Raw genomic sequence first — 12,027 nt, 5'->3', positions numbered from 1 at the left:
TAATAAAACTTAGAATACCTCGCTCATGGCACGAGTTTTGAAGAGCAGTGTTTTTTCGCGCGGAACGAGCTTTGTTCTCCAACCCTTCGCGAACAATCAGCCGCCCAATTCACTTCGCCGTTGGGCGGGTCAACGTATATTCGCGATCGCCAAACGGTCCGCCGTGTGATTTCACTTTGATTTTTCCATCTGCAAATTTGCCCGCGTAAGAAACATCGTTGTCGGCGATCGTGACTTTGTAAGAAATGGCATCTTCGTCAACTTTGCCATCTTTCAAATCGATTTTTCCCCGCGGTCCCTCCACGGTGCCCGTCAGCTTTTCGCCGTCGATTTTAAAATCGTATTTCAGGAGAATGTCGTTGCCGTCAGGCGTTGCGAATTTGGTTTCCCAGGCGCCGGCCAAATCCACGACCCGAGAAATCGAATACTCCCGATCTCCTTGGGGCATGTGCGTGGTGATTTTGATTTTTCCGTCGGCGACCTTTCCATCGTGGAGGACGTGAAAATCGCCGAAGGAAACCTGGAACTTCAACTGGTCGCCGTCGATCTTTCCATTTTCCAAGTCGAGTTTTCCGGCTGGTCCTTCGACGGTGCCGGTAAGTTTATCGCCATCGATTTTCAATTGGTAAACCAAGTCGATGTCGTTGCCGTTTTCGTCTTTGATTTTGCCTTTCCACTGACCGTTGATGTCCTTTGCCGTGGCCGCGGCTCCAGCCGTGCCGGAAGTTGACGCAACGGTTGAAGCAGCTACGGGCGACAATGTGTATTTTCGGTCGCCGCCGGGTCCATGAACGGTAATTTCAATCTTCCCGACGACCCATTTCCCCTCGTGAGCAATGGGGTTACCATCGCGGATGGTGTTGAACGAAAACGCCTCGCCGTCGACTTTGCCGTCGGAGATGTCGATTTTACCGCGCGGGCTTTCAATCGTGCCGCTCAGTTTTCCATCCTCGACTTTCAACGTATATGTCAATTCACGCGTTTGACCGTCGGGAAATTCCACTTCTCCTTTCCAAACTCCGTTGAAATCGGCGGCAGCAGCGACCAAAACAGTCAAGAAAAAAACGCAAATTGCAAACAGCGGGGCGCAACGTGGGCGTCGGTTCATGGTTTTCCTCCACAGCATGAACAACGAGAAGCGGGTGAAGAGCACGAAGATAGCTATTTAACTCTCCCCGCAAAAATGCAGTCAAGCCGGAGCGCAAAAAAAATGCAGGTCCGAATGAACTGTGCGGTACAGCAAGAAACTTCGATCGACCGCACACACATCAACTGCAGTGTTGCAAAAACGATCAGCGCCGAAGGTCACGATCTCGAATCGCACTGGGTTCTGTGCAAAATTGGCACAGTCTGCAATGTGCGTTCAGCGCGGGATGGCGCGGATCGATACATCGTCGACCGAGAATTCGCCCACCCCGCCCAATAGCCCAATGTGCATAATGCATTTAGTCGCTTTCACCGGAACGGGAAGTTTTTCGGTTACCCGCTGCCAATCGAAGGTGCCACGATAGGGCCCGGCAAAATTACGGCCGATGATCGCCCAATTGTCGTCATAATACGTCAGCGATATTTGCGGCAGTTGATCGACGGTGGGCCCGGCCTTGATGTCGCGCCCCCGAATCATTGCGCTCACTTCAATTTGTCCGATCTTCTTTCCATCTACGGCAAAGCCTTGCAGCGCGCGGCTCGTGCGGCCCGGCACATCGTTGGTAAACGTGATGTAATGTTTGCCCTCGGGCGCATCGTCGGCATCCACCACTTTCATCAGTCGGCAGTAATACCAGCCACGGGGTTCGCCGTCGTCTCCCACGGGTTCCTCAAAGCCGCCGTGCACAATTTGCGGATGCAGCGGATCGGGCTGTACTTCTCGGCCAGCTTCGGCAGTGCCCGTCATCGGCACAAACAGCGTGGGACGCAACGGTTCGGCGACCAATTGGCCGTTTTTCTTGGTGTATAAATACAGCATTTGCTCGAAGCGTTCGCCGACGGGAATGACCATCTTCCCACCTTCTTGGAGCTGATCCACCAACGGCTGGGGCACTTTTTCCGGCGAGCAAGTAACAATGATTTTGTCGAACGGCGCGTGCTCCGGCCAGCCTTGGTATCCGTCGCCAATTTTCACATGCACGTTGTCGTACTTCAGCCGCTTGAGCGTTTGCTCGGCCCGCTTACCCAGCGGCTCCAAAATTTCAATCGTGTACACGTCTTTCACCAGCGGACTGAGCACGGCCGCTTGGTAACCGCTGCCGGTGCCGATTTCCAGCACCGTGTCGGTGGGCTGTGGATCAAGCTGCTCGGTCATGTAGGCCACGACAAACGGCCCGCTAATGGTTTGCTGCTCGCCGATGGGGAGCGACATGTCGTAATACGCGTTTTGCCGCAGTTGCCAGGGGACAAATTCGTGCCGTGGCGTTTCGCGCATGGCCTGAATCACCCGCGGATTTTTTATGCCTCCGCCGATGATATCATCTTCCACCATCCGATGGCGGGCTTCGTCCAGCGGCGATTTGCTCTGCGCAGCCGCCAGCGAAGGCCGAAAGCACCAAGCGGCCGCCAGCAGGCAAACAGTGACCACCGGCAAGCAAGTGCCGGAAGCAGAACGCGTGCGGCTTCGCATCGCCGTCAACCGAAAAGAAAGCATGCCGCTCATCATAATGACACGGGACGGCGGTTTACGGCGATCAAGATCAGGGAATGCAACTCCGGGCTGGATCGCCAATTTCCGCCAATGGGCAGCTACCGTTTATTGTGAACGCGCCAGTATGTTGATCGCGATTAATCGCCGCACCGATTGCCGATTAACCGCCCGGCAAACCGCCGGGCAAAGTGTTATCCCCCTTCTTCACGTCAAGTAATTCCACGTCGAACACCAGCACGGAGTTGGGGCCAATGTCGCCGCCACTACCATGTTCTCCGTAGGCCATTTCCGAGGGAACAAATAATTGCCACTTATCGCCAACCTTCATTAGTTGCAGCGCCTCGGTCCAACCCTTAATCACCTGATTCACCGGAAAGTCGACCGGTCCCCCGTGGAGGTCCGAGCTATCGAACACGGTGCCATCCAATAGCGTCCCCTTGTATTGCGCCTTGACCATGTCCGTAGGCCCGGGCGTGGGACCGGCGCCCGCTTTAATCACTTTGTATTGCAGCCCGCTAGGAAGCGTTTTCACGCCGTCCTTGGCTTTGTTGGCCGCCAGAAACGCTTCCCCATCTTTCTTGTTTTTGTCGGCGACGGCTTTCATTTTGTTTTGCAACGCTTGATGAAAACTGATCATCGCCTGCTGCAAATCTTCTTCGCTCAAGGCAGGCTTTTTCTTATCCATGGCGTCCGACAAACCCCGCATCAAGGCCTGCAGGTCAATATCGTCGGTAGTCAACTGGCCGCCGCGCATGTCGTCGCCAATCCGCAGGCCAATGCCGTAGCTGGCCTTTTGCTTGTCGGTGCTAAGTCCTGGCACAGCCGGCCCAGTAGCCGTTTTGGCCGGCTGAGTCAGCGGCACCAGGCCTCCGTTGGCGGGAACTTGCTCCGGACGGGGCTGTTGAGCATCGGCCGTAAGCGCGGAGAATATCGTTGCCGAAATCGCCATCGCCACGATGAATGCCGGGAAAAGAAATCGTTTCATGATCCAAATATCCTTGTCGAAAAGTCTTGATTATTTTGCAATAGCGGGCGCCTCGCCGAGACCATCCCGGCCGAACTATTCTACGGCAAAGCGCCCCTCTTGGTGCAGACGAGAATTCGGCAGAATCGGAATTATTTGCACGATTGCTAGCGAATTATTACTGAAACGGTTAGCGTAGAGCGTTGATATAGGCCGAACGACAAGCCTGCTAAGCCGCAAGCGGTTGGAATTCTTTTATCAGTGCACGATTTTCCTTCCAGACTCTTGGCCCCCCTGCCCTATGAAAACTAATCCCGTCAAAAAAAAATTGAAAGCCGGCCAGCCCTCGTTCGGCACGTGGCTTAGCCTGGGGGATTTGTATGCCGCGCGGGTCATGGCCCGGCTGGGCTGGGAATGGCTCACGCTGGACATGGAACATCAACCCATCGATTGGTCGCAGGCCGCCGCCATCTTCGGTGCCATTGCCGATGCCGGCTGCGTGCCCCTGGCGCGCGTGCCGGAAGGAAATCATTTTCTCATCAAACGGGCGCTTGACGCCGGGGCCTGGGGCATCGTCGTCCCGATGATCAACACCGTGGAGCAAGCCCGAGAAGTCATCGCCGCCACAAAATATCCGCCCATCGGCAACCGCAGCTTGGGCGGGGGCCTGCACGCGCTGAATTTCGGCGGCACCACCGCCGAATATTTTCAGCGTGCCAACGACGAAATTCTGGTCGTGCTGCAAACTGAAAGCCCGCAGGGCATTGCCAATGCCGAGGCAATTTACAGTCTGCCGGGCGTGGATGCTATTTTTGTCGGCCCCGTCGATCTGCGAGCCAACATGCGTAAACCCAATGGCTCCGATGCGAGCGATGCCGAGTTCGAAGCGGCCCTGGCGCAAATCATCGCTGTCGGCAAAAAAACAGGCACGCCCACTGGCATGCACGTCATGTCTGCTGAGATTGCCCAGAAACGCGCCGCTCAAGGCATGCAGTTCCTGGCCGTGGCCAGCGAACTGCGAATGATGACTGCCAAAGCCGAAGAGTTTTTGAAAACGCTGAAGTCAGAGTCGGGCAAAGCGAACATCGCCGGCTATTGAAATGCCGGCAATCTTCACGCTGATTACGCCGTAATGCCCTTGGTCAGCGCCATGAAGGCGCCTTCCAGATTCAGTTCGTCTTCTTTGAACAGGGTCAGCTTGTGGCCGTGCGAAACAAGCTGCGTGGCCAGGTCGCTGTAGTCTTGCAGGCCTTCTTTCAACGTGATCACTATGTCGCGGTGTCCCGGCTGTTCGCCGGGTGCAAGTTCCACTCGGTCAACGGCGTTGTGCTGCTCGATCAGCTTCGCAGCGGCTTCTTGCGGCCCTTCCACACGGATGCGCAGCACGATTTGGCGGCGGACTTTTTTGATGAGCTCGTTGACATCTTCGTTCCACAAGAGTTCGCCGCGCTCGATGATGCCGATTTTGTTGCACATATCGGCCAGTTCCGGCAAAATGTGGCTGGAAACCATCACGGTTTTGCCCATCTCGCCCAACTGCTTAATCACGCGGCGAATTTCAATCCGCACGCGAGGGTCCAATCCGCTGGCCGGCTCGTCCAGTAGCAGCACTTGCGGATCGTGCAGCAGCACCCGAGCCAAGCCCAAGCGTTGATTCATGCCGCGCGAAAGACTTGTCGCCAGGGCATCGCGCTTGTAACTGAGGCCGACCAATTCCAAAGCATCGTCGCACACTTTGCGGCGCTTCTGACCGTTGATGCGGTAGGCGGCGGCGAAGAATTCCAGGTACTCGATGACCTTCATGTCGTCGTACACGCCGAAAAAGTCGGGCATGAAGCCGATCAGCCGCCGGATTTCCTTGGGCTTGGTGTAAATCGAGTTGCCGCACACGTAGGCTTCGCCCCACGTGGGGTTCAGCAGCGTGGCCAGCATCCGCATGGTGGTGGTTTTGCCCGCGCCGTTGGGGCCGATGAAGCCGAACACATCTCCCTTGTCGAGCTTGATCGACAGAGATTTCACGGCGAACAGCTCGCCGTATTTTTTCGTTAAATCACGGGTTTCTATCACGTCGCCGCCTTTAATCGTTGGGCTTATTCAATCGGGCGATTTCACGGGCAATACAAAACGATACATGCTGGTGTGGCGGTTCGCTGCGTCGTCGGCCACGGGCTGGCCATCGATTTGCACCACGGCGCCGTCGGGGCCGCGGCCCACCAAAATCGCCCGGCCAAATTTTAGTTGATTTGTCAGGTCCACAAATCGCTGATAACGATGCAGCAAACCGGTGTAATTGGCTCCGCCGGCCGCCTCGTGAAACATCATGACTTCGATGATGCGCGGCACGTCGAAGCTGGTGCGATCGTAAGTTGGCACTTCTTCGCGAGCATCAACCGTGCGGCGCTTGGTGAGATAGGTGTCCATGGTTTGCGGTTCCAGTGATTCCAGCGCCACCGATTTTCCCGGCGTCAGCGTCCCCAACGGATAGGCCCAGCGATCGAACAGCAACACACCATCGCGCAATTCCGCCGGCAGATGATGCACCACCGTGCCCCGGAGCCGGTGATCGGGCGCGGCGGTTAGCGACGCCTCGAGCTGGCCGCCTGCGGCTTCCCAACGAGCCACAAAACTTTTGCTGGACCACGCGGCCAAGGGCGCTTTAGAAATTGTGCCGGCCGACACATCAATGGTGTAAGGCTCGTCGAACAGCGGCGGATTGACTGTCGCCGAGTTCATGCCTCCCAAACCCGTGCCTGCCAGGCCAAACCAACTCAGCAGCGCCGGAGTAGCGCCCTCTTTTTCAGAAGCATTTTGGGTTGCATCGGCGTCGGCATTGGCTTGGTTCCACGCCGGCTGGACGCGCAAATCGTAAACAGCATTCTCAGGGCTGAACACGTTAAACCAGGTGGTTCCGCGCGTGCTGCCGCTGGCCAGATCGACGTCCAGCAAATCCACTTGATTGACATGCCGCACGTTGCTCTTGGCGTAGTTTGCCAACGTGTAGGCCCCCAGGCAAAACACGATCACCGTGGTCGGGAACACAATCCAGGCCAGCGATTGCCGCCGCAGCCAACGGTTGACGATTAAATAATTCATCGGAAATAAAAACCCAACGTACGCCAGCGCCAACATCGCCACGGCCCAAAAGGGAACTAACTGCACGCCTGCAAATTGATCGAGTGCCCCGCGCAGTTGCCCGCTCAGATCGACATACCCCAACTGCTTGCCTTGGTTGATGGCATGCGTCTGGCCCGTTTGATTCCCTGGAAATGTGCTCCGGCCCAGCAACCGTTCCAAAAACTTTCCACGGCTGGGCCAGTCGGTAAATGGCGGCTGGTGCAAATCCAAGCTTACGAAAATCACTTCCCCAAATCCCAGGGGCCAACGTATGACCAGCGGCAAATCTTCGGACCGAGTTCCGCCGGATAATTCGATGCGGCTACCCGGACGGATGTTCCTCCATTGTGAAACACGGATCGAAGCGCCTTCCAGCCGCTGCTCCGCCGCGGCATAGTTTTCAAGTGGACCGAAACGTGCCGCCGGCAAATTGATGACGCCCGCCAACTCGCCCGGAGCGAACCGCTGCAACGGCGCACCCTGGCCCAGCACGCCTTGGGCCCCCTCGCCGCAACTCACCAGCAGCTTGCCGCCTTGGCGCACCCACTTTTCCAAGGCGTCCAAGGCCGCGGCATCTAACAGCGATTTATCAACCGCAGGCGCTCCGGCTATCACCAGCATGTCAACGCCATCGTAACCATACCACTGCTCAGGCAAGGCCTGCCGCTGGTCAATGGTGACAACCGCTGTCCGCTCCGGATCGTTTTGATTCAAACGTTGAAATGTTTCCGGCAAACCGATCGAGGCCCCTACTTCCACAATCAATTCGTTCGTGGCCGGCAAGGCTTCCGGCACAACGCCGTCGGCCACCTCTGGCAACATCTTCGCTGGATGTTCACCCTGCTCGTCCAGTGGGGTCAGCCGCACGCGAATCGGCTGGTTGGCACGGCCTATGCGGGCATAAGCGGTCGCTGTTTGCCCCGCCGTCCAATTGACACGTGGCCCGGTGAACCAGGCGGGCACTCCGTCGCAGTCGGCGGTTTGAACGTCAATGCGGCCCGTCGCGCCTGAATCGCCGCTGGCTCCACTTAGAGTCACTTGCACCGGCGTCCAGCAACCGAGCTTATAGTGGTTTCCGAATCCAACCTGAATGCTTGTGACTTCCGGGAGCAGCCCCGAATTGTCCGCAGAACCGTCGGCCCATGCAGACGTAGCGCCCAATGACAGCCAAAAGCTGAAAAGCAGCGAACACGCGAAGAGAAAAGACAATCGCACCATCAAACGCGCCATGCGCTGGAAAACCTGGGTTGAACAAATCATGGGGGGGCGTTTTGCCACCCTTAGCACTCGCGCCGCTTCCTTTATTGTAGTTGGACGCTGCCGTCCGCCACTAGCTTTTGGCCGCTTCCAGCACTCGGGCGGATTTGATGGTCACCGGTTTTTGCGGGCGATCGTTGCGATCGGTGGGCACCTCGCCGACGGCTTTTACTACGCTGAGGCTTTCCGCGTCGGCGGTTTTGCCAAACGCCGTGTATTGGCCGTCCAAATGCGAATGCGCCCCCAAGCAGATAAAAAACTGCGAGCCGGCGGAGTTGGGGTCGTTGGTTCGGGCCGCGGAAAGCACGCCCGGCTCGTGCCTCATTTTATTGAACTCCGCCTTGATGGTGTAGCCTGGTCCGCCTGTGCCCGTGCCTTCCGGGCAGCCGCCTTGAATCATGAAGCCCTTGATGATGCGATGAAAAATCAGCCCATCGTAATAGCCGATTTTGGCCAGACCCAAAATGTTGGCCACGTGCCCTGGGGCGACATCGGACCATAAATCGAGCACAATTTTTCCCGCCGTGGAGTCGAGTTCGAGCTGATATTTTTTATTTTTCAGGTCGAGCGTTTTCTGCGCCGCCTCGACTTCCGCCTTGCGATTTTTGGACATGCGTATTCCCCTGCGAGTGAATTGCCGTAATCAAGCCGTGAGCCAAGTTACCAGATGTGGCGGGGACAGACAACGAGCCATTTCTCGGCGATTCAAATCGCCAGCCGTTGGATCTGCTGCAAACGCTGGGCAAACACCGCATCGTCCAGCACAGGCGTGGCCCCGGCGGTCGAAAGCGATTCGGCTAATTCCACCCAACTTTTGCACCCGGCGATGTAGGGGCTGTCGGACACTTCGTGCGGCGTCGGCACACGGTAAATACGAACAGCCAGCACGAACAACCCCGGGTGACGGTAATGGAATCGCTGCTGGATGGTTTCGGTCGAAAGGATGTGCTCGCCAGCGAGCCGCTCAATCGTGGACAAATTAGTAAGTTGAAAAACTTCTTCCACGACGGCGTACAAATCGACGAGAAACTTTCCTGGCGACGGGAGTTTATTCTGAACTTCCTGCCACACCGGTTTGGCATCGGGCGTCAACTGCGATAAATCTTCGTGAAACCGCGTGGGCAACAACCAGAATTCTCCGTACTTTACGCGAAATTCTTCCCGCCCTTCGTCAAGGCCCCCCTTGCGCAAAATGATGGTTTGCCGGCCTGATCCGAGCGCCGCACACACCACTGCCCATTCTTTGAAGGCAACACGATTGGAAACCAACATTCCCGCAGCTTACCTCGGGTCGCAGAGGACAATTTTGCATGAGCCGCAAATGAACGCGAATGAACGCAAATTATTGTTTTTTCCTATTTGCGTTCATTTGCGGCTGAAATTTGCTGGATTGATTCTTTAGCCAAGCGCGACAAGCGCGGACCGTCGCCGACGGCGGCATTTAGCGCCGGCACTGCGGCCGCAGCCGCGGGTCCAATTTGCCCCAGTGCCCAGGCGGCGCGTTCCCGCACAGCCGTCTCCGGATGCGATTGCAATGCACCGGTCAACTGCGGCACCGCAGCGGCTGCGTCCGATTCTAAGCGCCCCAACAGCGTGGTGGCCCAATAGGCAACATCTAGCCGTTTGTCCAATAACAGCTTGGCTAACTCTGCCACATCACCCACAGCCGGCGGCCCGAGCGATTCCAGCGCCGCCGTGGCCCATTGGCGAACGGATTCATCTTGATCGGCAGTCGCCCCAACCAGGGCCACTGCCGCAGGCTGGGCGGCATCTTCCAGGTGCGCTAATTCTTCAGCGGCCGCGGCCCGGGCGGCGGGGTCGCTCGATTTCAAACCGGCCAAAGCTAGCGAAACTTCCATTTGAGATAAGCCACTGATCGATGGAATTTACAGTTGGTTTCATCGCGACCGGCGGTCGCGGCTTTATGAACGATCCAGGGTATCGATCCAACGAACCAGTTCCGCCAATTCTTCGGCGGTGAGCGGACGGGCGATCTCGCCTAAATCGAGCTCCGTCACCGGGTGCTTGGCTTCGCGCAGTCGCTTGATGCCTGCGGCCAGTGCGGGCGAGGGCTTATTCGTGGTGGTGGTAAAAACCGCCAGCCGCTGGACGGGGTCGTTCTCTGGCGGTCTCATGCCGGGGGGCATGGCGGCGTTGATGGCGGCCACGCCGCGAATCAAATCTCGATTTTGTCCGGCCAGCAAATAGGCCATTCCGCCGCCTGCTTCTTCGCCCATCACCACAATCCGCGCGGGGTCGATGTTGTACTTTTGCACCACGTCATCGATGGCTTTGCGAATAAATTCCAATTCCGTGCGTTGCCAGCGGGCCGATTCGGCGCTGTTGGGAGCCAGCAGAATCAAATCGTTGGCTTCGCACAGCGGCTTCCACTTGGCAATCAGCTCGTCGGCTTTGTAACCGCCGGCCGGATGCAGCCATACCACCAGGCCGTGCGGCACATGCGAATTGTAAGTGGATGGCACGTACGCCAAGGCGCCGCTGGGGGCCTCGGGAATCTTAATTTCGATTTTTCCCGTGGCTGGCGGGTTTTTGTCCGCCGGCGGATTGGCGTCATGCGCCGGCGCCAACTTGTCGGGAACCGTCTCCGGCAGCGTGGCCAATTTTGCGTCCAACTTTTGTTTTTTACCTTCTCGTTCGATCTCGACCTGCACCGCCTGCAGCGGTTCCAACGCCGACAAAAGTTCCTGCAACTGCAAGCGATCTGTTAGCGTTTCTCCGTTGACAGATTCGATTCGATCGCCCGGCAAAATGCCCACCTTGGCCGCCGGACTGTCCGCATAAACTTGCCGCACCACCACGCCGTCCTGGTGTTTCCCAGCGATTGGCTCGTCGTCTTTGTCTTTGCCGTCCTTTTTCTTATCCGTTGTAGCCTTTGCCACGCCGGGTTTGTCCTTATCCGCGGCGCCGCTTTCTTGGGCGTGCTCATCGGGTTGAATTTCACGCAGCGGCAAAATTCCCAAAAACGGATGAATGTACAAGGGGAGCTTGGCGACCAATTCGGCGGAGCGCTCGATCCGCTCCTCGCCGCGCAGCGCCACCACATTGATTTTTTCTCCGGCGTAAAGGGGCCCCAACTGGTGATGCAATTCGGAGGCACTGTTCACTTTCACGCCGTTGATTTCGGCAATGCGGTCGCCGGCTTTGAACCCCGCCGCAGCCGCCGGCGATTTCGGATGGCTGGCCGCGATCATCGGCGGATCGGCGTAAGGGTCGCCCGGCCGCAGGCTTACGCCCAACAGTCCGGGATTCAAATCCTCACCCTTTTTCAACCGGTCCAACACCCGGTTGATTTGCTCCAACGGAACGGCGAAGCCAATGCCCGAATCGTACCACTCGACGCCGGCCACTTCGCTGGTTTCCTGAGGCGACATGGGCACCAACACGCCCAGCACCCGGCCCTGCAAATCGACCAGTGGCCCACCGTAATTGGCCGGCGAAATTTTGGCGTCGGTTTGAATCGCCCGGCCCCACACGCGGTTCAACGCGCTGATAATGCCCACCGACATGTTCGGCTGATCGCCGTCGAAAGTTCGTCCGACGGCAATGGCCCATTGCCCCACGGACATTTCGCTGGTTGGAGCAGCCAGGGGCACGGGAAGTTGCTTCTTCGGATCCAATCCGTCGGTGGAAACTTTCAAGAGCACGAGCATGCGGCTGTGATCGTGCGCCACCACTTTCGCCGGCAATCGAGTGCCATCGGGCAAATCGACCAACATTTGCGCCGGCTGTTGGACGAAATTGAACGCGCTGGAAATGATGTACCCGTCCGACGAAACAATCAGCCCCGACGTGGGACCCGTGCCCACCAGCAAATTGCCGATGGTTTCCAGCCCGCCCAACGTTTCAATTCGCACCACGCTGGGGGCCACGCGGTCGACGGCCGCTTTCATGGCCGCTTCTTCGCGCAGCGCTAAATCATCCGCCGCGCGCAGCGGCGCAGCGCACATCAGGCCGCACAAAGCGGCGCAGATTAAAGCCACCCCAAACCGGATTTCAAACTTTAAGTTTGGACAGCACACCTTCATCCCCATTC

General features: G+C 57.4%; 10 protein-coding genes. 1 reads left to right on the top strand and 9 read right to left on the bottom strand.

The window, feature by feature from the left end:
* Positions 1-109: 109 nt before the first annotated feature.
* From VMJ32_13155 to VMJ32_13145, 3 genes are all read right to left on the bottom strand, one after another.
* Positions 110-1,108 (bottom strand): hypothetical protein, encoded by a 999-nt coding sequence (locus VMJ32_13155; protein HTQ39970.1) that lies wholly within the window; start codon positions 1,106-1,108, stop codon positions 110-112.
* A 255-nt stretch (positions 1,109-1,363) separates the two neighbouring features.
* On the bottom strand, positions 1,364-2,617 hold the full coding sequence (locus VMJ32_13150) for a protein-L-isoaspartate(D-aspartate) O-methyltransferase (GenBank protein ID HTQ39969.1): 1,254 nt from the start codon (positions 2,615-2,617) through the stop codon (positions 1,364-1,366).
* Between the two features lie 181 nt (positions 2,618-2,798).
* Positions 2,799-3,623, bottom strand: coding sequence for an FKBP-type peptidyl-prolyl cis-trans isomerase (locus tag VMJ32_13145; protein HTQ39968.1), 825 nt, complete (start codon positions 3,621-3,623; stop codon positions 2,799-2,801).
* Positions 3,624-3,903: 280 nt separating this feature from the next.
* Between VMJ32_13145 and VMJ32_13140 the strand changes: the two genes are divergently transcribed.
* Positions 3,904-4,701: an aldolase/citrate lyase family protein gene (locus VMJ32_13140; GenBank protein ID HTQ39967.1), complete on the top strand. Its 798-nt coding sequence runs from the start codon at positions 3,904-3,906 to the stop codon at positions 4,699-4,701.
* Between the two features lie 23 nt (positions 4,702-4,724).
* Here the strand turns inward: VMJ32_13140 and VMJ32_13135 are convergent, their stop codons facing one another.
* From VMJ32_13135 to VMJ32_13110, 6 genes are all read right to left on the bottom strand, one after another.
* Entirely contained in the window at positions 4,725-5,669 is a 945-nt protein-coding gene (locus tag VMJ32_13135; GenBank protein ID HTQ39966.1) for an ABC transporter ATP-binding protein, read from the bottom strand.
* A 27-nt stretch (positions 5,670-5,696) separates the two neighbouring features.
* Positions 5,697-7,754 carry a hypothetical protein gene (locus VMJ32_13130; protein ID HTQ39965.1) on the bottom strand — a complete coding sequence of 686 codons (2,058 nt, stop codon included), beginning with the start codon at positions 7,752-7,754 and terminating at the stop codon, positions 5,697-5,699.
* A gap of 292 nt (positions 7,755-8,046) precedes the next feature.
* Positions 8,047-8,586, bottom strand: a complete 540-nt coding sequence (locus VMJ32_13125) for a peptidylprolyl isomerase (protein HTQ39964.1) — start codon at positions 8,584-8,586, stop codon at positions 8,047-8,049.
* Positions 8,587-8,678: 92 nt separating this feature from the next.
* Entirely contained in the window at positions 8,679-9,245 is a 567-nt protein-coding gene (locus VMJ32_13120) for a DUF1802 family protein (protein HTQ39963.1), read from the bottom strand.
* 83 nt (positions 9,246-9,328) lie between these two features.
* Positions 9,329-9,832, bottom strand: a complete 504-nt coding sequence (locus VMJ32_13115) for a HEAT repeat domain-containing protein (protein HTQ39962.1) — start codon at positions 9,830-9,832, stop codon at positions 9,329-9,331.
* Positions 9,833-9,895: 63 nt separating this feature from the next.
* The gene (locus VMJ32_13110; protein HTQ39961.1) at positions 9,896-12,019 is read right to left on the bottom strand and encodes a PDZ domain-containing protein; all 2,124 of its coding nucleotides are present in this window, start codon (positions 12,017-12,019) and stop codon (positions 9,896-9,898) included.
* Positions 12,020-12,027 lie beyond the last annotated feature (8 nt).

The organism is Pirellulales bacterium, from assembly GCA_035499655.1.
Lineage (GTDB): Bacteria > Planctomycetota > Planctomycetia > Pirellulales > JADZDJ01 > DATJYL01.
This window is presented reverse-complemented; position numbering and strand designations above follow the sequence as displayed.